The sequence below is a fragment of the Streptomyces sp. H27-H5 genome, from assembly GCF_026627505.1.
Taxonomy (GTDB): domain Bacteria; phylum Actinomycetota; class Actinomycetes; order Streptomycetales; family Streptomycetaceae; genus Streptomyces.
This window is the reverse complement of the sequence record NZ_JAPNLK010000050.1, coordinates 22,964-42,436: the sequence shown is the minus strand read 5'-3', so window position 1 is coordinate 42,436 and position 19,473 is coordinate 22,964. Positions and strand designations below refer to the sequence as shown.

Below are 19,473 nucleotides of genomic sequence, written 5' to 3'. Positions count from 1 at the left end.
TGGCCTGCTGGTGCCCGGCGGCCGCGGTGGAGCGGCCGCCGGACGGTCGGACGACTACTTGGCGACGCCCAGGACAGCGAGGTCGATGCGGCCCATCGAGTCGTTGAAGTAGACGTTCGTCAGGCGCGGGTTGTGGTAGATGAGCGCCTTGTCGAAGTTGATCGGGAGGTAGAGCGCCTTCTCCATGATCTTCTTGTTGATGTCCGTGTAGAACGGAGCGGCGGCGTCCGGGGTGGCGGCGTTCGCGGCCTTGTCGAACAGGCCGTTGACCTCGGGGTCGTCCAGCATCGTGTAGTTGTTGTTGCCGTTCGGCAGGATGAACGAGCCGTCGACCAGGGGCTGGAGGAAGCCCGAGCCGGAGTTGTAGTCGGCGCCCCAGCCCATGACGATGATGCCGTAGTTCTTCTTCTTCACGTTCTCGGGCGAACCGATCGTGGAGGAGGAGAGCTTGCCGTCGTACTGGTCGATCGTGGCCTTGATGCCGACCTTGGCGAGCGAGGCCTGGAGGGACTCGGCGGTCTTGACCTCGGGGGCGCGGTTGTTGCGGACCGCGATGGTGGTCTCGAACCCGTCGGGCTTGCCACAGGCCTTGAGCGCGTCCTTGGCCTTCTGCTCCTGCGCCTTGCCGGCGGTCAGGCCCCACGGGTCGAAGGACTTGTCCGAGCCGGGGATGCCGGGCGGCAGCATGTTCGCGCCGAGGTCACCGCTGGTCGGGCCACCGCGGGCGTTCTGGAGCGACTTCGGGTCGGCCGCGTAGATGACGGCCTTGCGGCACTCGATGTTCTCGAACGGCGCGACCGTCTGCGGGAAGGCGAAGTAGCGGATGTAGCCCGTGAACGGGTTGTCCGCGTTCTTCTTGAGGTTCGCGTCCTTGAGGATCTTGTTCTTCGCGGCCTGCTGGACACCGGTGCCGTCGACGGCGAGGTCGATGTCGCCGGAGAGCAGGCGCTGGTCCATGTCGTCCGGGTTGGTCGTGACCGTGAAGCTGACCTTGTCCGGCAGACCCTTGCGGATCGTGTCCGTCTTCGGGTCCCAGTTCTCGTTGCGGACGAAGGTGGCGCCCTTGCCCGCGGTGAAGCTCTCGACCTTGTAAGGACCGGTGGAGACGGGCTTGTTGGTGTAGCCCGCGCCCTGGTCCTTGGCCGCCGGGACGGGCGAGGAGGACGGCATCGCCAGCAGGTAGTTGAAGTCCGAGTTGGCGCTGGCCAGGTTGAAGACGATCGTCTTGTCGTCCGGCGTCTGGACCGACTTCAGACCCAGCTTGTTCGGGTCGGTGTCCTTGTACGGGCCGGGGTACTTCTGGCCCTGGTCGAGCAGGTCGACCAGGTACGTCGGGCCGCCGGACAGCACGTCCTGCGCGAAGACGCGCTCGATGCCGTACTTGAAGTCCTTCGAGGTGATCGGCGTGCCGTCCTCGAACTTCACGCCGTCCTTGATCTTGACGGTGTACGTCTTGCCGTCGTTGCTCAGGACCGGCGCGGCCTCGGCGAGGTCCGGGACCAGCTTGGTGCCCGCGGCGCCCGGCTTGCTGTCGTACGCGAAGAGCTGGCGGACGTAGAGGCGCTGCAGGTTCCACACGAAGCCGTAGTAGGCGCGCGCCGGGTCGAGGTAGTCGACGTCCTGCGGCGACCAGAGCTTGAGCTCACCGCCCTTGGCGTCCGAGGCGTTCACCAGGGCCGTGGAGGCACCGCTGTAGCCCTTGTCGTTCGCGCCCTCGGACTTCTTGCCCTCGTCCTTGCCACCGCCACACGCGGCGGTCATCGACAAGGCGGCGACCACGGCGGTGATCGCGAGTGCCTGCTTTCTGCGGATCACGGTTGTCCAACCTCCATAGGTGGTGAATCGAAGAAGCGGTTCAGCTGCCCTTGGGGTCGAGTGCGTCGCGCAGCCCGTCCCCGAAGAGGTTGAACGCCAGGACGGTGATGAAGATCGTGAGGCCCGGGACCACCATGTACATGGGGTCGTCCTGGTAGATGGGGACGGCGTCGGACAGCATCTTGCCCCAGGAGGCGGTGGGCGGCTTGACGCCGGCACCGAGGAAGCTGAGGGCCGCCTCCGTCAGGATGTTGGTCGGGATGATCAGCGTCGAGTAGACGAGGATCGGCGCGACCAGGTTGGGCAGCAGCTCCTTGATCAGGATGTAGCCGCGACCCGCCCCGAGGCTGCGCGCGGCCTCGACGTATTCGCGTTCACGCAGGGAGATCGTCTGTCCTCGGACGATGCGGCCGATGTACGGCCAGCCGAAGAAGCCGATGACGACGACCAGCACGCCCATCCGGACGCCCGAACCCTCGAACCCCCAGAGGGAGTTGGGGACCACGGACACGAGGGCGATGGTGAACAGCAGCTGCGGGAAGGCCAGCAGCAGGTCCATCGTGCGGCTGATGACGCCGTCGACCCAGCCGCCGAGGAACCCGGCGAGCGCGCCGAGCAGGCTGCCGAGGATCACCGAGACGAAGGCCGCGAGGAAGGCGACGACCAGGGAGATGCGGGCGCCGTAGACGATCCGGCTGAACACGTCGCGCCCGTTGGTGGGTTCGACGCCCAGCAGGAAGTCGGAGCTCATGCCGCCGAACGAACCGAGCGGCGTCCCGAAGTCCGGGTCGAGCATGTCTTCGTGGAACTCGTTGGGCGGATGGCCCAGCAGGCTCACGATCAGCGGCGCGAAGACGGCCACCAGGATCAGGAGGATCACGACCACGCCGCCGGTCAGCGCGACCTTGTCGCGCTTGAGCCGCATCCAGGCGATGCGGCCGGGCGAGCGGCCTTCGATGGCCTTGGCAGGGACGTCGGCTACGGACACGGGTGCGGGTGTTTCCGCGTCCGTGTCATGCAGTGGTGCCGTCATCGTGGTGGGGACCCCTCTCGGCCGACGGGTGTGCCGGCCCATGCCCGCCGCTGTGGCGGCGTTGGTGCGGAGTGGCGCTCGGAGTGCGTGGACACGCGGAACGCGTGTGAGGTGCAGGAAGTGCGGGAAGTGCTGCGAAAGTGCCGTGCGAAACAACAGGTGCAGTCAACGAACCGAACCGCGTCCCGGAGGACTGATCGGCTCTTGGGTGGGGAGTCTTCATCGGGCGCTCGACCAGCCGCCAGACCCGCAGATGAATGGATGCGCAAACGTGATCTGACGTCCCGGTACCCGTTATCCGGACTTCACTCGCGTCTCAGCGGAGCAAGACCGCCTGTTCGGTACGGAACCGGACATGGCGCCCAACTCGCAAGACTCGCATGCCTTTTGGCCCCACAAGACCGATGAAATCAGGACAAGCCGAAGGTTGCCCGGGGGCGGTGGCCGGCGGCGGCCCGAGGCGTTCCCCGGGCGCCCGTTCCGCCGTCCGGACGGCGGCGCCGCGCGGGCCGTCCGAGGCCCCCGGCGGACAAGGACGGCCTGACGGGAGGCCTGGAGGGGCCGATCGGGCCGTCCGCACGAGAGCCGGGGAGCGGGCATGCGAAAGGCCCCCGCCGGAGGTCCGACGGAGGCCCGGGGGGGAACGCCTCAGTACGAGGGCGCCTGGCCCTCGCGGTCGTAGAAGGGCCGGGTCTGCGAACGCAGCCACATCGCGACCGGATCGTGCTCGTCGGCCAGCGCGACGGTGCACACGGGAACGCCGTCGGGGACCGCCCCGACCGACTGGCGCATCATCTCCCGGACGGACTCCAGCGCGGGCGCGGAGGCGTCGTACAGGTCGAGCCCGACGGCGAGGTACGCCGATCCGAGCGACGGCTGCACCCAGGCCCTGCGGAGCGACCGGACGGCGGGCGTGCGGTGCGCGTGCTGGGTGAGCAGTCCGTAGAACTGCGGGAGCTCCAGGGCGGGCTCCGACAGCCGCAGCGGTCCGGCGGGCATCCGGTCGAGGCCCGTCGCGATCCGGCGGAGGTCCGCCCACGGCAGTCCGAGACCGCCGCCCTGGGCGTGCGGGTTGAGCCACAGCCCCCAGCGGTCCGGGTAGAGGGCGCGGGCGATGTCCCGGCCGGTGACCACCTCGTAGCCGCGGTTCCAGCCGCTGGCGGCCAGTTCCTGCGTGGAGGTCACGCAGGGCGCGTATCCGAGCCCGTCGACCTCCATCCCCCCGTACTGGGCGTCCGGGGAACCCGGCTGCCCCTGCCACAACAACATCCACAGCCGGCCCTCGGCCAGGGCGTGCAGAAGCGACTCGTAGCTCTCATAGCGCCCGGGAGTCACCTGGCGCAGCATGTGCTCGACCTGCCCGGCCGCGGCCGTGCCTGACGCACTCACCCGGTACCCCTCTTCGTCCGCCCGTCGTCCACCCGTTACCCAGGCCACGCGAGCGGGGCCAAGAGATGTAATCAGCTTAAGCGGCCCTACGGGAGGTAGAAGGGGCGCACACGCTCACGAATCCACTCCGTGACCGGGTCCTCGGCGGCGTCCAGGAGGATCAACTGCACGGGCCAGGGCGCCGGTACGCGGGCCAGCGCCCGGCCGAGCGCCTCCATCGGCGCGTTCCGCGACTCGGGATCCCATCCCACCAGTCGGACACCGATGTACAACTCGGGCGCCCCGCCCTCCACGCTGGCCAGGCAGCGGTGCGCCGCGGCCACCACGCCGGTGGCACGGAACTCCTCGCCGGCCGCGGCGAGGAAGTCCACCGGGTCGTCCTGCCAGTCGGGCTCGAAGAGCCGGACGCGGCCGCCGGTGGCCGGTCCGTCGAGCGGGGTCCGTCCCGTGCGGCACAGCTCCGCGACGGCGACCGGGGGCAGCGGGACGCCGACGGCCCCCTCGGGGTTCACGGCGAGGCCGATCTGCGGCGGCAGCCCGCGGGCGAAGTCCACGGCGGGGGCCACGGCGAAGTCCATGCCGGGGCCGACGCAGAACCGGAACTGGGCCTCGGAGCTGTAGACGGGGACGTACGCCTGGCCGCCGATCTGCATCGTCGGCAGGGTCAGGTCGGCAGCGTCGGGCGCGCCACCGGCCGGCAGCGGCACCCAGAGCCGGCTGCGGCCGAGGACCTCCAGGATCCGCGCTCCCGCGTCCGCCGCTCCCAGCGCCGCCCCGAGCACCTGCTCCAGCTCGTTGTCGGGCCACCCGCCGCCGTGCATCCACGCCTCCGCTGCCATCGCCACCTTTGCCGTGCCGAGGTTAGTGGGTCGGCGGGGACCCCCCTCGCCCGGGCCCGCGCCTCAGCCGCCGGCGGCGGGCGTGGGGACGAAGGTGATGCGGGCGATGCCCGAGGCGGCGGCGCGGTCCAGCAGGACCACCGACGCGCAGCCGCGCGGGAGGCCGCCCGACTCGGCGTCGCGCAGGAGCCGGTCCGCCGCGCCGCGGTGGCGGGAGAAGGCGTACGCCGACACCCGCCGGCCCCGCGCCTCCTGCCCGGCCAGGGCCTCCTGCGGGGTGGTGTCGAGGAGCAGCAGGTGCAGGGACCGGTTCCGGCGCCGGGCGAACCCGGCGAGCAGTCCCCGCACCCAGGTCTGGGTGCCGCAGTCGTGGACCACGACGGAGGCCCCGGAGCGCACGGTCCGCCACAGGCCCCAGTAGTGCGCGACGCGGACCAGCGGCCGGTAGACCGCGTAGGGCAGCGCGTGCGGCATGCGCCGCTCCCAGCGCTCGCGGGTGTCCTGGGAGTCGATGCCGCCGGCCGCGGCCCGCTTGATCAGCGTGCTCTTGCCGCCGCCGGGCAGGCCGGACACCACGACGATGTCCCCGTCGGCGAAGTCGAGCCCGCGCGGTCCGTGCGCGCCTCGGCCGCGCAGGTCGCGCACGGCCGTGCTCCCGGCCCGGGCGGGTCTCTCGTGGGCGCCCCGCTGCGCCGGCACTCCCGTCACGGTCCCCGTCGTCGTCAGCACTCCGAATCTCCGCACCGCCACAGTGATCGCCTCCCCCGAATCGGGTCGCAAGGACCCTTGCCCACTGAGTGTAAAGAGACGGTAATCCGGCATGCCCGGTTCCGGGGGCCCGCTCGGGCCCGGTCACGGTCACGCACGGTCTTTCGGGCCCGCACGCCCGTCGCGGGCCGTCGCGTGCAATGATGTGCGCCATCTGGACACCAACTGCATACCGGCCGCTTGAATCCGCGCGGGAGAGTCCCGGCAGGCCGTGAGGCCGTGCCCGGGCGCCGAAGGAGCAAGTCCCTCCCTTGAATCTCTCAGGCCCCGTACCGCGTGGATGAGGCAGATCTGAAAAGCGAGCCGCGTCCGCCGTCCCCGACGGCAACGGCGTGCGCTCCACCCAAGGTGCAAGTCGACGACGCGCCCCGTTTGCGCGGGAACTCTCGGCGAACCTCTCAGGTTCCGATGACAGATGGGGAGGATCGTCCTCGTCATGTCATGCCCTGGGACCCGGGAGCCACACCCATGAGCACTGCCCCCCGTCTGACCGCCCTCGACGCGCTGCACCGCTCGCTCGGTGCGACCATGACCGACTTCGCGGGCTGGGACATGCCGCTGCGCTACGCCAGTGAGCGCGACGAGCACAACGCCGTGCGCACCAAGGCCGGTCTCTTCGATCTCTCCCACATGGGCGAGATCACCCTGACCGGCCCCGAGGCCGTGAAGGTCCTCGACTACGCGCTGGTCGGCAACATCTCGACCGTCGGCGTCGGCCGCGCCCGCTACACGCACATCTGTCAGGAGGACGGCGGGATCCTGGACGACCTGATCGTCTACCGCCTGGGCGAGACCGAGTACATGGTCGTCGCCAACGCCTCCAACGCCCAGGTCGTCCTGGACGCGATCACCGAGCGGGCCGCGGGCTTCGACGCCGAGGTCCGTGACGACCGCGACGCGTACGCGCTGATCGCCGTGCAGGGCCCGGAGTCCCCCGGCATCCTGAAGTCGCTGACCGACGCCGACCTGGACGGCCTGAAGTACTACGCCGGCCTGCCGGGCACGGTGGCCGGGGTTCCCGCGCTGATCGCGCGGACGGGCTACACCGGCGAGGACGGCTTCGAGCTGTTCGTCTCCCCGGAGCACGCGGTGGAGCTGTGGCAGGCGCTGACCGAGGCGGGCGCGGGCGTCGGCCTGGTCCCGGCCGGTCTCTCCTGCCGCGACACCCTGCGCCTGGAGGCGGGCATGCCGCTGTACGGGCACGAGCTGACCACCTCCCTCACCCCGTTCGACGCGGGTCTGGGCCGGGTCGTGAAGTTCGAGAAGGAGGTGGACTTCGTCGGCCGCAAGGCGCTGGAGGCCGCCGCCGAGCGCGCCGCCGACAACCCGCCGCGCAAGCTGGTCGGCCTGATCGCCGAGGGCCGCCGGGTCCCGCGCGCCGGGTTCCCGGTCGTCGCGGACGGGCAGGTCGTCGGAGAGGTCACCTCGGGCGCCCCGTCGCCGACGCTGGGCAAGCCGATCGCGATGGCGTACGTGGACGCGGCGCACGCCGCGCCCGGCACCTCCGGTGTCGGCGTGGACATTCGCGGTACGCATGAGCCGTACGAGGTCGTGGCGCTGCCGTTCTACAAGCGGCAGAAGTAGTTCCGCCCCTTCCCAAGCGCGTCGTCGCCGTCCGGAGGTCCGTGCGGCGCCGTCTCGGCATTCAAGACCACCGGTTCACATCCACTCCCCCGCATCCAGGAGAATCAGGCCATGAGCAACCCCCAGCAGCTGCGTTACAGCAAGGAGCACGAGTGGCTGTCGGGCGCCGAGGACGGCGTCTCGACGGTCGGCATCACGGAGTTCGCGGCCAACGCGCTCGGTGACGTCGTCTACGCCCAGCTTCCCGAGGTAGGCGACACGGTGACCGCGGGCGAGACCTGCGGCGAGCTGGAGTCGACCAAGTCGGTCAGCGACCTGTACTCCCCCGTCACCGGTGAGGTCGTCGAGGCCAACCAGGACGTCGTGGACGACCCGTCGCTGGTGAACTCGGCTCCTTTCGAGGGCGGCTGGCTCTTCAAGGTGCGCGTCACGGAGGAGCAGGACGACCTGCTCTCCGTCGACGAGTACGCCAAGCTCACCGCCGGTAACTGACCCCAGGGGACCCTGATGTCTGTACTGAACACCCCTCTCCACGAGCTCGACCCCGACGTCGCCGCCGCCGTCGACGCCGAACTCGAACGTCAGCAGTCCACCCTGGAAATGATCGCGTCGGAGAACTTCGCTCCGGTCGCCGTCATGGAGGCCCAGGGCTCGGTCCTGACCAACAAGTACGCCGAGGGCTACCCCGGCCGCCGTTACTACGGCGGCTGCGAGCACGTCGACGTGGTCGAGCAGATCGCGATCGACCGCATCAAGGCGCTGTTCGGCGCCGAGGCCGCGAACGTCCAGCCGCACTCCGGTGCGCAGGCGAACGCCGCCGCGATGTTCGCGCTGCTCAAGCCGGGCGACACGATCATGGGCCTGAACCTCGCCCACGGTGGTCACCTGACCCACGGCATGAAGATCAACTTCTCCGGCAAGCTCTACAACGTGGTCCCGTACCACGTGGACGCTTCGGGCGAGGTCGACATGGCCGAGGTCGAGCGCCTCGCCAAGGAGTCCAAGCCGCAGCTGATCGTCGCGGGCTGGTCCGCCTACCCGCGTCAGCTGGACTTCGCCGCCTTCCGCCGCATCGCGGACGAGGTCGGCGCGTACCTGATGGTCGACATGGCGCACTTCGCCGGCCTGGTCGCCGCGGGTCTGCACCCCAACCCGGTGCCCCACGCCCACGTCGTGACCACCACCACGCACAAGACCCTCGGTGGTCCGCGCGGCGGTGTGATCCTGTCGACGCAGGAACTGGCCAAGAAGATCAACTCTGCGGTCTTCCCCGGTCAGCAGGGTGGTCCGCTGGAGCACGTGATCGCGGCAAAGGCGGTCTCGTTCAAGGTCGCCGCCTCGCCCGAGTTCAAGGAGCGCCAGGAGCGCACCCTGGAGGGCGCGAAGATCCTCGCCGCCCGTCTGGTCCAGGACGACGTCAAGGCCGTGGGCGTGGACGTCCTCACCGGCGGCACCGACGTGCACCTGGTCCTGGTCGACCTGCGCAACTCCGAGCTGGACGGTCAGCAGGCCGAGGACCGCCTCCACGAGGTCGGCATCACGGTCAACCGGAACGCCATCCCGAACGACCCGCGGCCGCCGATGGTCACCTCGGGTCTGCGGATCGGCACGCCGGCCCTCGCCACCCGCGGTTTCGACGCGGAGGCCTTCACCGAGGTCGCCGAGATCATCGCGGAGGCGCTGAAGGCGCCCTCTCCGTTCGCGGAGGCCGACGCCGAGGCCCTGAAGGCGCGCGTCTCGGCGCTCGCCGCGAAGTTCCCGCTGTACCCCACGCTCTGACGTGGTGCGCTAGAACCTCACGGGTCGGGCCCGGTGGCTGTTTCCGCAGGCACCGGGCCCTTCTCGTGACCGTGGACCCGGCCGGAGGCGGTCGGTGTCCGACCCGTCCGCGGCCCCGGGGACGGGGCGCGGGTACGGGGCACGGGGTCGGGGAGGTCGGGAGTGCTGCCGCCTCCCCCTCGCCCGGGCGGCCCGACCGGACACCGCGCCGCGGGCCGGCCGGCATGGCCTTGCTCACGTACGTCCGGCCGTACGCCCGGGCATCGGGGGCCACCGGACGGGCCCGCCCGACCGGGACCCGGCCCCTGACCGGCACCGGACGCCGCATGCGTGGTACCGGAGCGCGGACCGAGCCGCGCCTGACCGTCACCCGTGCAACCCTCCCGCCAGCCGGCTTGTTCACCTCCTCGCGTTAAGCTCGGCTGCCGGACAAAATCCGACCAATCCGCCTCTCCTGCCCCCTCCCACCCCACGAGCAGACAAGGGAGTCCGCCACCGTGGCCATCTCCGTCTTCGATCTCTTCTCCATCGGCATCGGCCCCTCCTCCTCCCACACGGTCGGCCCGATGCGGGCGGCGCGCATGTTCGTGACCCGCCTGAAGAAGGACGGTGTCCTCGCCCAGACCGCGTCCGTCCGCGCGGAACTCTTCGGCTCCCTCGGCGCCACCGGCCATGGCCACGGCACGCCCAAGGCCGTCCTGCTGGGGCTGGAGGGGCACTCCCCCCGCACGGTGAACGTCGAGACGGCGGACGCCGAGGTGGAGCGCATCCGCCAGAGCGGCCGGCTGCGGCTGCTCGGCGCCGAGATAGGCGAGGCCCACGAGATCGCCTTCGACGAGCCGAACCAGCTGATCCTGCACCGTCGGCGCTCGCTGCCCTACCACGCGAACGGCATGACGCTCTTCGCGTACGACGCCTCCGGCACCCCGCTGCTGGAGAAGACGTACTACTCGGTGGGCGGCGGCTTCGTGGTGGACGAGGACGCGGTCGGCGAGGACAGGATCAAGCTCGACGACACGGTGTTGAAGTACTCCTTCCGCTCCGGTGACGAGATGCTGCGGCTGGCGAACGAGAACGGCCTGTCCATCTCGTCCCTGATGCTGGAGAACGAGAAGGCCTGGCGCACCGAGGAGGAGATCCGCGCGGGCCTCCTGGAGATCTGGCGGGTCATGCAGGCCTGCGTGTCGCGCGGCATGTCCCGCGAGGGCATCCTGCCGGGTGGTCTGCGCGTCAAGCGCCGCGCCGCGGGCACCGCCCGCCAGCTGCGCGCCGAGGGCGACCCGCAGGCGCACGCCATGGAGTGGGCGACGCTGTACGCGATGGCCGTCAACGAGGAGAACGCGGCGGGCGGCCGGGTCGTCACCGCCCCCACCAACGGCGCCGCGGGCATCATCCCGGCGGTCCTGCACTACTACATGAACTTCGTGCCGGGGGCCGACGAGGACGGCGTGGTGCGCTTCCTCCTCGCGGCGGGCGCGATCGGCATGCTCTTCAAGGAGAACGCCTCGATCTCCGGCGCCGAGGTCGGCTGCCAGGGCGAGGTCGGCTCGGCCTGCTCCATGGCGGCCGGCGCCCTCGCCGAGGTGCTGGGCGGCACCCCCGAGCAAGTGGAGAACGCCGCCGAGATCGGCATGGAGCACAACCTCGGCCTCACCTGTGACCCGGTCGGCGGGCTCGTGCAGATCCCGTGCATCGAGCGCAACGGCATGGCGGCCGTCAAGGCGGTCACCGCCGCCAAGATGGCGATGCGCGGCGACGGCACCCACAAGGTCTCCCTCGACAAGGTCATCAAGACCATGAAGGAGACCGGCGCCGACATGAAGGTGAAGTACAAGGAGACCGCTCGCGGCGGTCTCGCGGTCAACGTCATCGAATGCTGACCTGAGCGTCCGCCCGCCGCCGCGCGCGGCGGGCCCGTCGAGCCCGTCCTCCCCCGAGGGCGGGCTTCCGCGTGTCCGGTGGGGGCGGGGAAATCCCGGAGCCGGCGCAAGACGGGCCGAGCGGCCCGTCCGGGTCGGGACCTTGGACCCGCGGATGCGGGGAAGGCGTGGGGTTAGCTTGCCCGAGGGGAAGGAAACACCCCCGCCGACAGAGAGGCGCACCCCCCACCATGACGATCACGGAGCACCGCGTCCTCCCCCTCCGCCTGGAGGCCGCGCCCACCCGCATCCCGGTGCGGGGGACGTTCGTGTACCGCACCGACCGGCCCTACGAGATCACGCTCGACTTCGAGGGCGCCGGGGTGCACATCGCGCGCTGGGTGTTCTCCCGCGAGCTGCTGCTCGACGGGCAGACCTGCGCCACGGGCGAGGGAGACATACAGGTGTGGCCGCGCTGGAAGGCCACCGAGCCGCGGATCTTCCTGGCGTTCAGCAACGGCGAGCAGGGGTGTGTGGTGTCCGCCCGGGCGAAGGACGTACGGGCCCTGTGCCGCCGGCTCGTGGAACTGGTGCCGCGCGGGCAGGAACGACGGCACTACGACCTGGACGCGGAACTGAGCGCGCTGCTGCCCGGCTGACGGCGCGGCTCGCGGCCCCGCCGCCCGCCCCCGCGCGGGCTGGTGCCCGATCCGGTGCAACCATGGGCGCCCGGGGAGTGTCTTCTGCTGTGACACCACTGTCCCCGTCTCTGAAGAATCGGGGGGACGTCATGCGTCCACTGCGTCGCCGTCAGGTCACCGCACTCGTCACGGGCACGCTGCTCGCCGCCGGGATCGGCCTCGCCGCTCCGGCCTCGGCCGCCACCCGCACCCTGTCCACCACGCTGGTCACCAATGCCCGCTTCGGCGGTCACTGCACCTTCGACCGGCTCGTCGTCGACCTCCAGGGATCCGCTCCCCCGGTCACCGTCACACCCGTTTCCCAACTGGTCTACGACGGGTCCGGCAAGCCCGTGCCGCTGGCCGGGAAGTTCTTCCTGGAGATCCGGCTGCACCCGGCGGCCGGGCACACCGACGCCGGCCAGAACGTCTACCAGGGCCCCCGCCTACAGAAGATCAACCTGCCCAAACTCAAGGGCATGGCCTACACCGGCGACTACGAGGGGTACGTGACCTTCGGCGCCGCCTTCGACACCAAACCCACCTACAAGACCAGTGTGCTGCACGCGCCGGAGCGGCTCGTCGTCGACTTCCCGCACCCGGCGACCTGCTGAACCGTCGCCCGGCGCACGGTTCGAACGGTCGAGGGGCCCGGGGCGTGCGCCGCCCCGGGCCCCTCGCGTCCGGTCACAGCACTAGCGGTGTTCCGGATTGGGGAAGTCGAAACGGCACCCCGCGTCCCACTCCGCGCGCTGGTTGCCGTGTGCGGGCATGCCGCCGGACCGTTTGAGCAGGGCGGCCAGGTGCATCAGGTTCCACGTCATGAACGTGGTGTTCCGGTTGGTGAAGTCGTTCTCCGGGCCGCCCGACCCCGGGTCGAGGTACGAGGGGCCGGGCCCTGCCTCGCCGATCCAGCCCGCGTCGGCCTGCGGCGGGATCGCGTAGCCGAGGTGCTGGAGGCTGTAGAGGACGTTCATGGCGCAGTGTTTGACGCCGTCCTCGTTGCCGGTGATCAGCGCGCCGCCGACCCTGCCGTAGTAGGCGTACTGGCCCCGGTCGTTCAGGATCGAGGAGCAGGCGTAGAGCCGCTCGATGACCTGCTTCATCACGGAGCTGTTGTCGCCGAGCCAGATCGGCCCGCACAGCACGAGGATGTCGGCGTCCATGATCTGGCTGTAGAGGACCGGCCACTGGTCGCTCTCCCAGCCGTGCTCGGTCATGTCGGGCCAGACACCGGTGGCGATGTCGTGGTCGACGGCCCGGATCAGTGAGGTCCGGGCGCCGGCCGCCTCCATCACCGCGCGGCTCCTGCTGATCAGCCCCTCGGTGTTGCTGGTCTCGGGCGAGCGCTTGAGCGTGCAGTTCACGTAGACGGCGCTGAGGTCTGAGTAGTCGTGTTCGTCGGCCACTCCCCCAGCCTGCGCAGGCCGGGACGGGTGCGCCAGCGGGCCGCGCCCGTCCGGGGGCCATCCGGATCGGCCCTGGTCGGAGCGGGTGGACGGGGGGCGCGGGAGCGGGGTCGGGTTGTTACGGGTCCGCGCGGCCGACTAGGGTCAGCGGGCCTTGGTGTTCGGGAAACCGGTGAAAAACCGGTGCGGCCCTCGCCACTGTGATCGGGAAGTCCGGCTCCACTCCCCTGCGGGAAGCCACTGGGCCCGCGCGGGAGACCGCACGGCCCCGGGAAGGCGGAGTCAGGGCATCAGTACCCGTGAGCCAGGAGACCGGCCAGGGCACGTCGTCCATCCACGAGGTGCTGGAGAGGTCTCCTTACTCATGCATATAGCCGAGGGGTTTCTGCCCCCCTTGCACGCGGTCGCCTGGGGCGCCGCGTCCGCTCCCTTCGTCGTACACGGTGTGCGCGCCCTCACCCGCGAGGTGAAGGCCAACCCCGAGAGCACCCTGCTGCTCGGCGCGTCCGGTGCGTTCACTTTCGTCCTGTCCGCCCTGAAGATCCCTTCGGTGACGGGCAGTTGCTCCCACCCCACCGGCACCGGACTCGGGGCGATCCTGTTCCGGCCTCCGATCATGGCGGTGCTCGGCACGATCACCCTGCTCTTCCAGGCGCTGCTGCTGGCGCACGGCGGCCTGACCACGCTCGGCGCGAACGTCTTCTCCATGGCGATCGCGGGACCCTGGGCGGGTTACGGGGTCTACCGGCTGCTCAAGAGGTTCGACCTGCCGCTGATGGTGACCGTCTTCTTCGGCGCGTTCTTCGCCGACCTCGTCACCTACTGCGTGACCAGCGTCCAGTTGGCGCTGGCCTTCCCCGACCCGGGCACCGGTTTCCCGGGGGCGCTCGCCAAGTTCGGCGGCATCTTCGCCGTCACCCAGATCCCGCTGGCCGTCAGCGAGGGTCTGCTGACCGTCCTCGTGATGCGGCTGCTGATGCAGTCGAGCAAGTCGGACCTGGTCCGGCTGGGGGTCGCGAAGCTGACGGCCCGTAACGGGAACAAGCAGGAGGAGGCGGTGGTCCGATGACCAGGAACGCGAAGATCAACGTGGTGCTGCTGCTCCTGGTGGCGGCGCTGGCCGTGCTCCCGCTCGCGCTGGGTCTGGGCGAGGGCAAGGAGGAGCCGTTCGCGGGCGCCGACGCGCAGGCGGAGGCGGCCATCACCGAGCTGAAGCCGGACTACGAGCCGTGGTTCTCGCCGCTGTACGAGCCCCCGTCCGGGGAGATCGAGTCGGCCCTGTTCGCCCTTCAGGCGGCGCTGGGCGCGGGCGTGCTCGCGTACTACTTCGGCGTCCGCAAGGGCCGGCGTCAGGGCCTCGCCCAGGCCGGCGCGACCGGTGGCCCGGCGGGCCCCGCGGAGTCGTAGGCGGTGCTGCCGATCGACGTGGCGGCGCACGGCAGCCGCTGGCGCCGTCGTCATCCGCTGGAGAAGGCCCTGTTGGGGCTCGGGCTGACGGTCACGGCCGTCGCCCTGCCGCCCTGGCCCGGGGGGCCGCTCGTCGCGGCGGCCACCCTGGGGGTGCTGCTCGGGCCGGCCGGGGTGGCCGGGCGCCAACTGTGGCGGGCCTTCCGGATCCCGCTCGGGTTCTGCTTCACCGGGGCGCTCCCGCTGCTGTTCGCGGTGGGCGGCCCGGCGGGGCTGGTGTCGTGGGCCCCCGACGGGCCCCGGCACGCGGCCGAGCTGCTGTTGCGCACCTCCGCGGCCTCCCTCGGGGTGCTGCTGTTCGCCTTCACCACCCCGGTGTCGGACGTCCTGCCCCGGCTCGTGCGGGCCGGGGTGCCGGCGCCGGTGGTGGACGTGGCCCTGGTCATGTACCGGATCGGCTTCCTGCTGCTGGACTCGATGGCGCAGGTCCGCCGCGCCCAGGCGGCCCGGCTCGGACACACGGGCCGGGCGGCGGTGTGGCGTTCGCTGGCCGGGCTGGCGGCGACCTCGTTCGTCCGGGCCTTCGACCGCGCCGCGCGGCTCCAGGAGGGGCTGGCGGGGCGCGGCTACGACGGCGCGCTGCGGGTGCTGGTGCCGCAGGCCACGCTGTCGTGGCGGTTCCTGGCCGCGTCCGGGGCGCTGCTGGCGGCCCTGATCACCGTGACTCTCACCCTGAAGGGGCTGTACCTGTGAACCCGTTGGTGGAACTGGCCGGCGCGGGCTACGCGTACGAGGACGGGCCCGCGGTCCTCTCCGGCGTGGACTTCGGCATCGTCGAGGGCCGGGCGCTGGTCCTGTTGGGCCGCAACGGCAGCGGCAAGACCACCCTGATGCGGTTGCTCAGCGGGGGGCTGCGGCCGGGTTCGGGCTCGCTGCGGCTCGACGGCGCGGTGGTGACGCACGACCGGGCGGGGCTGACCCGGCTGCGCAGGGCGGTGCAGTTGGTGGTGCAGGACCCGGACGACCAGTTGTTCGCCGCCTCGGTGGAGCAGGACGTGTCCTTCGGTCCGATGAACATGGGCCTGGAGCCCGGCGAGGTGCGGGGCCGGGTGGACTCGGCGCTCGCCGCCCTGGACATCACGGCGCTGCGGGACCGGCCGACGCACCTGCTGTCGTACGGGCAGCGCAAGCGCGCGGCCATCGCGGGCGCGGTGGCGATGGCCCCGCGCGTGCTGATCCTGGACGAACCGACGGCCGGGTTGGACCCGGACGGGCAGGAGCGGCTGTTGGACGTCCTGGCGGGGCTGCGCGCGGCCGGGACCACGGTGGTGATGGCCACGCACGACGTCGACCTGGCGGTTCGCTGGGCCGACGACGCGGCGGTCCTCACCCCGACGGGCGTCCGTGTCGGGCCGGCCGCGGAACTCCTCTCGGACCCCGCGTTGTTGGCCTCGGCCGGGCTGCGTCAGGCGTGGTCCCCGACGGTCACGGCGCACCTGCGCGCCCACGGCCTGCTGGCCCCGGACGCCGCGGGCCCGAGGACCCCGGAGGCGCTGGCCGCGCTGGGGTGACCGTACGGGCGCCCCGACCTCGCCCGTACGGCGGGCGCCGTCGGGGACGGGATCGCGGCGCCGGGATCGACCCCGAACCTAGGATGGCCGCATGTCGCTGCCGCACGCCATCCTCACCGCCCTGCTGGAGAAGCCTTCGTCGGGGCTGGAGCTGACCCGGCGGTTCGACAGGTCGATCGGGTACTTCTGGTCGGCCACGCACCAGCAGATCTACCGGGAGCTGGGCCGGCTGGAGGAGGCCGGGTTGATCAGGGCGTTGCCCGGCGAGGTGCCGGTGCGCGGGCAGCGCAAGGAGTACGAGGTGCTGCCCGCCGGCAGTGCGGAACTGGCCCGGTGGGTCGGCGAGAGCCAGGACCCGAAGGCCATCCGGGACCCGCTGCTGCTGCGGGTGCGGGCGGCGGGCGTGGTGGGGGCGCGGGGGCTCGGGGCGGAGCTGGGCCGTCACGTGGAGCTGCACCGGGGGCAGCTGGCGGAGTACGAGGCCATCGAGGCACGGGACTTCCCGCCGGGACGGGACTCCGACGAGGACCGGTTGCGCCGGCTGGTGCTGCGCGGCGGGATCGGTTTGGAGACCTTCTGGCTGCGCTGGCTGGAGGAGGCCCTGACCGAGGTCGAGGACATGGCTGCCGCGCAGGACGGGCCGGGGGCGCCCGAGGGACCCGGGGACACGGCCTGACCGCCTCCGGCCCCGGCAGGGGGTCGGAGGCGGCCGGGACGGGGACTACTTGTTCAGGGCGACCCAGAACTCGTCGAAGCTCAGCAGGCCGTCGCCGTTGCTGTCCTTGGACGCGACCACGGCGTCCGCGACCGCGCCGGTGACGAACGCGTCGCCCATGGCCTTCATGGCCGCGCTGTACTCGTCGGCCGTGACGAAGCCGTCGCCGTCCGCGTCGAACTTACGGAACGTCGCCCGCGCGCTCTCGATGTCCGCCACTGGGTCCACCCCTTCTTGGTGCTTGTTGACGGCTCAGGGTAGCGCCCGCCCGGGCGGGGCTCCTCCCCGGGTCCCGTTCGGCCGGCAGAAAGAAATCCAATTACCACCCGGTAAGGCGGAAGCAATAATTCCGGCCAATAATTCCGGCCTGCACTTGTCACACTCCGGCATCGCGGCATAACGTACCGACATTGCCGCCACACCAGGAGCGCAGGGCTCCCAGGGACAAGCGGCAACAAGGGCGATCACACAGGTGACGATCACAGCTGACGCATCATTCGAAGTTCTGCCCTTCACCCGCACCTGCCGCCATATCTGGGAAGACGGCGACCATGTGCTCATCGGAGTGAGTCCCGGAAACAGCTACTTCAGCTCCGAGCGCATCGGCGACCTCGCCCGGTGGGCCACGACCCGCTTCGCCCAAGTCGATTTCGTCTACGCGGACCTCCACGTCGACCGGATGTTCGCCGCCTTCGGTTACGCCCCGGAGCACGCGGAGAAACGGGCCGCGAAAGAGATCAAGGCCGTTCGGCGGCGCATCCTCAAAGGCGTGGAGGAATCAGGGCCCCCACTCGCCGAGATTCGCGTGAGGGCACTTTCGGAGTTCCAGTCGAATCCCGTCTACCAACTCCTGCACCGACGCGTGCTCCATTTCCTGGAGACCGACGAGGAATTCCGTAAGGGCTGCGAGGAAATGGCCCTTCATTTTGTCGGATCGAAGTTGCCGGGAGGTGAATCGATCACCGACGCACAGTTGCAGGTCTGTTTCGACTACATGGCGGCCGAACTCCCGTTCTTCGTGGACACCCCGAGCATTCTCGACGTCCCGTCCTCGGTGGCGGCCTACCACGTCAAGATGCCCCTGACCGATGTCCTCTTCGCGCGGGGCGGGGGCCTGCGCGCCACCCGCAACCAGGCGTACGCCGTCGTGCGCCCCGAGGCCGCGGCGGCCTCGATCCACACGCCGGCCGAGACGCCGGACACCACCTCGAACCACGTACCGCCGACCGGAGGGACCGTCGATGACCGTCGAGCAGCTTGAGGGTCGGGAGGGCGGGGGCGCCGGGGACGCCCTCCTCGACTTCCCGCTCTCGCGACGCGGTGACGTGCTCCCGCAGGAGTGCGCCTGGCTGCGCGAGAAGGCGCCGGTCGCCAGGGTCCGCACCCTCACCGGGGACCCGGCCTGGCTGGTGAGCAGCTACGCGCTGGCCAAGCAGGTGCTGGAGGACGAGCGCTTCAGCCTCAAGGACACGGCGAACGCCGGCGTCCCCCGCCAGTACGCCCTCACGATCCCGCCCGAGGTCGTGAACAACATGGGCAACATCAACAGCGCCGGGCTGCGCAACGCGGTGATGAAGGCGCTCAACCCGCGTCAGAAGGGGCTCCAGGAGTGGCTGCGCGCCACGGCCGGGGAGCTCGTCGACCGGATGGTGACCGAGGGCGGACCGGCCGACCTCCGGGCCGGTTTCGCGGACCCGTTCTCGGCGGCGCTGCACTGTCGGGTGCTGGGAGTTCCCTTCGAGGACCGGCGCCGGCTGATGTCGGGACTGGACGTGGCGTTCATGACGGCGCGGGAGCCCTTCGCGGACTCGGCGCTCAACTGGTACAAGGACGTCGGCTACTTCGTCGAGCGGCTGGACGCGCAGCTCGCCCTGCCGGCCGAGGAGCGTACGGGGCTCCTCGGCCGGTTCGCCGGGTTGAAGGAGGCCGACCCCGAGTCGGCGCACCTGACCGACGACATGTTCGCGACGGTCGCCGTCTCGCTCTTCGGGGCGGGTGCGGTCTCCACGTCCGCGTTCCTGGTGCTCGCGGTCCTCGCACTGCTCCAGCGGCCGGAGCTGATCGGGTACCTGCGCGCGCATCCCGAGCGGATGGGCCCGGCGGTGGACGAACTCCTGCGCTGGAACCTGTCCGTGGGCGACGGCCTGCCGCGGATCGCCCTGGAGGACGTGCGGGTCGGTGACGTGTTGGTCGAGAAGGGCGAACTGGTCCTGGTCCTGCTGGAGGGGGCCAACTTCGACCCGGAGGCCTTCGAGAACCCCGACGTACTGGACCTGGAGCGCGACCGCCCCCACGCCAACCTGGCCTTCGGGGCCGGCCGGCACTTCTGCCCGGCCTCCGCGCTGGGGCGGGCCCACGCCGAGATCGCGTTGGAGGTGCTGGTGGAGCGGTTGCCCGCATTGCGCCTCGCGGTCCCGGCCGAGAACCTCGTCTGGCGCACGGGCTTCATCAAGCGCCTGCCGGAGCGGCTTCCCGTCGCCTGGTAGGCCCGGTGGGGCCCTGCCCGACCGGGTGGACGGCGGCGTCCCGGGAGCTGTGCGAGCTCCCGGGGCGCCGCCGTCCCGTCGCGCCGACCGTCGCCGTCGCGGCCCCGGCGGAACGCGGCGGGACCCGGCGGAGGCGACA

At 71.1% G+C, this 19,473-nt stretch carries 20 protein-coding genes and 2 riboswitches; of the genes, 13 read left to right on the top strand and 7 right to left on the bottom strand.

Translation table 11 applies throughout. The features are described from left to right. Positions 1–54 precede the first annotated feature (54 nt). The 5 genes from OTB19_RS24315 to OTB19_RS24295 form a co-directional block, all read right to left on the bottom strand. Positions 55–1,761, bottom strand: coding sequence for an ABC transporter substrate-binding protein (locus OTB19_RS24315; protein ID WP_267800523.1), 1,707 nt, complete (start codon positions 1,759–1,761; stop codon positions 55–57). 94 nt (positions 1,762–1,855) lie between these two features. Next, positions 1,856–2,848 carry an ABC transporter permease gene (locus tag OTB19_RS24310; protein ID WP_267800488.1) on the bottom strand — a complete coding sequence of 331 codons (993 nt, stop codon included), beginning with the start codon at positions 2,846–2,848 and terminating at the stop codon, positions 1,856–1,858. Positions 2,849–3,496: 648 nt separating this feature from the next. Then, on the bottom strand, positions 3,497–4,237 hold the full coding sequence (locus tag OTB19_RS24305) for an enhanced serine sensitivity protein SseB C-terminal domain-containing protein (protein WP_267800487.1): 741 nt from the start codon (positions 4,235–4,237) through the stop codon (positions 3,497–3,499). An 86-nt stretch (positions 4,238–4,323) separates the two neighbouring features. Continuing rightward, on the bottom strand, positions 4,324–5,076 hold the full coding sequence (locus OTB19_RS24300) for an enhanced serine sensitivity protein SseB (protein ID WP_267800486.1): 753 nt from the start codon (positions 5,074–5,076) through the stop codon (positions 4,324–4,326). 63 nt (positions 5,077–5,139) lie between these two features. Next, positions 5,140–5,805 carry an AAA family ATPase gene (locus OTB19_RS24295; protein ID WP_420716899.1) on the bottom strand — a complete coding sequence of 222 codons (666 nt, stop codon included), beginning with the start codon at positions 5,803–5,805 and terminating at the stop codon, positions 5,140–5,142. Between the two features lie 220 nt (positions 5,806–6,025). Continuing rightward, a riboswitch (glycine riboswitch) is annotated at positions 6,026–6,129 on the top strand. A gap of 183 nt (positions 6,130–6,312) precedes the next feature. On the opposite strand from OTB19_RS24295, the gene gcvT reads away from it, so the two are divergent. The 6 genes from gcvT (at position 6,313) to OTB19_RS24265 (ending at position 12,360) form a co-directional block, all read left to right on the top strand. Beyond that, positions 6,313–7,428 (top strand): glycine cleavage system aminomethyltransferase GcvT, encoded by a 1,116-nt coding sequence (gene gcvT, locus OTB19_RS24290; protein WP_267800485.1) that lies wholly within the window; start codon positions 6,313–6,315, stop codon positions 7,426–7,428. Positions 7,429–7,539: 111 nt separating this feature from the next. Then, on the top strand, positions 7,540–7,920 hold the full coding sequence (gene gcvH, locus OTB19_RS24285) for a glycine cleavage system protein GcvH (protein ID WP_267800484.1): 381 nt from the start codon (positions 7,540–7,542) through the stop codon (positions 7,918–7,920). 15 nt (positions 7,921–7,935) lie between these two features. Beyond that, positions 7,936–9,207, top strand: a complete 1,272-nt coding sequence (gene glyA, locus OTB19_RS24280; RefSeq protein WP_267800483.1) for a serine hydroxymethyltransferase — start codon at positions 7,936–7,938, stop codon at positions 9,205–9,207. A gap of 497 nt (positions 9,208–9,704) precedes the next feature. Beyond that, positions 9,705–11,087, top strand: a complete 1,383-nt coding sequence (locus tag OTB19_RS24275) for an L-serine ammonia-lyase (RefSeq protein ID WP_267800482.1) — start codon at positions 9,705–9,707, stop codon at positions 11,085–11,087. A 230-nt stretch (positions 11,088–11,317) separates the two neighbouring features. After that, positions 11,318–11,725, top strand: coding sequence for an SsgA family sporulation/cell division regulator (locus tag OTB19_RS24270; RefSeq protein ID WP_267800481.1), 408 nt, complete (start codon positions 11,318–11,320; stop codon positions 11,723–11,725). 131 nt (positions 11,726–11,856) lie between these two features. Continuing rightward, positions 11,857–12,360 carry an AMIN-like domain-containing (lipo)protein gene (locus OTB19_RS24265; protein WP_267800480.1) on the top strand — a complete coding sequence of 168 codons (504 nt, stop codon included), beginning with the start codon at positions 11,857–11,859 and terminating at the stop codon, positions 12,358–12,360. Positions 12,361–12,441: 81 nt separating this feature from the next. Here OTB19_RS24265 and OTB19_RS24260 read toward each other — a convergent pair whose 3' ends face one another. Then, entirely contained in the window at positions 12,442–13,155 is a 714-nt protein-coding gene (locus OTB19_RS24260; protein ID WP_267800479.1) for a flavodoxin family protein, read from the bottom strand. Positions 13,156–13,293: 138 nt separating this feature from the next. Further along, positions 13,294–13,491: riboswitch (cobalamin riboswitch) on the top strand. Positions 13,492–13,519: 28 nt separating this feature from the next. On the opposite strand from OTB19_RS24260, the gene OTB19_RS24255 reads away from it, so the two are divergent. The 5 genes from OTB19_RS24255 to OTB19_RS24235 all read left to right on the top strand — a co-directional run bounded on the left by OTB19_RS24255 (position 13,520) and on the right by OTB19_RS24235 (position 16,809). Then, positions 13,520–14,224, top strand: a complete 705-nt coding sequence (locus OTB19_RS24255) for an energy-coupling factor ABC transporter permease (protein ID WP_267800478.1) — start codon at positions 13,520–13,522, stop codon at positions 14,222–14,224. Next, positions 14,221–14,562, top strand: coding sequence for an energy-coupling factor ABC transporter substrate-binding protein (locus OTB19_RS24250; protein ID WP_267800477.1), 342 nt, complete (start codon positions 14,221–14,223; stop codon positions 14,560–14,562). The genes OTB19_RS24255 and OTB19_RS24250 overlap by 4 nt, the downstream gene beginning before the upstream one ends. 3 nt (positions 14,563–14,565) lie before the next feature. After that, positions 14,566–15,315 (top strand): cobalt ECF transporter T component CbiQ, encoded by a 750-nt coding sequence (gene cbiQ / locus OTB19_RS24245; protein ID WP_267800476.1) that lies wholly within the window; start codon positions 14,566–14,568, stop codon positions 15,313–15,315. Then, entirely contained in the window at positions 15,312–16,133 is an 822-nt protein-coding gene (locus OTB19_RS24240) for an energy-coupling factor ABC transporter ATP-binding protein (protein WP_267800475.1), read from the top strand. The genes cbiQ and OTB19_RS24240 overlap by 4 nt, the downstream gene beginning before the upstream one ends. Before the next feature lie 91 nt (positions 16,134–16,224). Further along, positions 16,225–16,809, top strand: a complete 585-nt coding sequence (locus tag OTB19_RS24235) for a PadR family transcriptional regulator (protein WP_267800474.1) — start codon at positions 16,225–16,227, stop codon at positions 16,807–16,809. 45 nt (positions 16,810–16,854) lie between these two features. Here OTB19_RS24235 and OTB19_RS24230 read toward each other — a convergent pair whose 3' ends face one another. Next, entirely contained in the window at positions 16,855–17,067 is a 213-nt protein-coding gene (locus OTB19_RS24230; RefSeq protein ID WP_053677573.1) for an EF-hand domain-containing protein, read from the bottom strand. A gap of 253 nt (positions 17,068–17,320) precedes the next feature. Here OTB19_RS24230 and OTB19_RS24225 point away from each other — a divergent pair, with 253 nt between their 5' ends. Together OTB19_RS24225 and OTB19_RS24220 are read left to right on the top strand one after the other, a co-directional pair. Then, entirely contained in the window at positions 17,321–18,109 is a 789-nt protein-coding gene (locus OTB19_RS24225) for a tRNA-dependent cyclodipeptide synthase (protein ID WP_267800473.1), read from the top strand. Beyond that, on the top strand, positions 18,090–19,334 hold the full coding sequence (locus OTB19_RS24220) for a cytochrome P450 (RefSeq protein WP_267800472.1): 1,245 nt from the start codon (positions 18,090–18,092) through the stop codon (positions 19,332–19,334). Before OTB19_RS24225 ends, OTB19_RS24220 begins: the two co-directional genes overlap by 20 nt. The last annotated feature ends 139 nt before the right edge of the window (positions 19,335–19,473 follow it).

Excerpts from the sequence above, each read along its gene's own strand:
- OTB19_RS24250 (WP_267800477.1), top strand. The coding sequence starts at position 14,221 with ATGACCAGGAACGCGAAGATCAACGTGGTGCTGCTGCTCCTGGTGGCG.
- OTB19_RS24265 (WP_267800480.1), top strand. The coding sequence starts at position 11,857 with ATGCGTCCACTGCGTCGCCGTCAGGTCACCGCACTCGTCACGGGCACG.
- OTB19_RS24235 (WP_267800474.1), top strand. The coding sequence starts at position 16,225 with ATGTCGCTGCCGCACGCCATCCTCACCGCCCTGCTGGAGAAGCCTTCG.
- gcvH (WP_267800484.1), top strand. The coding sequence starts at position 7,540 with ATGAGCAACCCCCAGCAGCTGCGTTACAGCAAGGAGCACGAGTGGCTG.
- OTB19_RS24270 (WP_267800481.1), top strand. The coding sequence starts at position 11,318 with ATGACGATCACGGAGCACCGCGTCCTCCCCCTCCGCCTGGAGGCCGCG.
- gcvT (WP_267800485.1), top strand. The coding sequence starts at position 6,313 with ATGAGCACTGCCCCCCGTCTGACCGCCCTCGACGCGCTGCACCGCTCG.
- OTB19_RS24220 (WP_267800472.1), top strand. The coding sequence starts at position 18,090 with ATGACCGTCGAGCAGCTTGAGGGTCGGGAGGGCGGGGGCGCCGGGGAC.
- OTB19_RS24300 (WP_267800486.1), bottom strand. The coding sequence starts at position 5,076 with ATGGCAGCGGAGGCGTGGATGCACGGCGGCGGGTGGCCCGACAACGAG.
- OTB19_RS24310 (WP_267800488.1), bottom strand. The coding sequence starts at position 2,848 with ATGACGGCACCACTGCATGACACGGACGCGGAAACACCCGCACCCGTG.
- OTB19_RS24255 (WP_267800478.1), top strand. The coding sequence starts at position 13,520 with ATGCATATAGCCGAGGGGTTTCTGCCCCCCTTGCACGCGGTCGCCTGG.
- OTB19_RS24315 (WP_267800523.1), bottom strand. The coding sequence starts at position 1,761 with ATGACCGCCGCGTGTGGCGGTGGCAAGGACGAGGGCAAGAAGTCCGAG.
- glyA (WP_267800483.1), top strand. The coding sequence starts at position 7,936 with ATGTCTGTACTGAACACCCCTCTCCACGAGCTCGACCCCGACGTCGCC.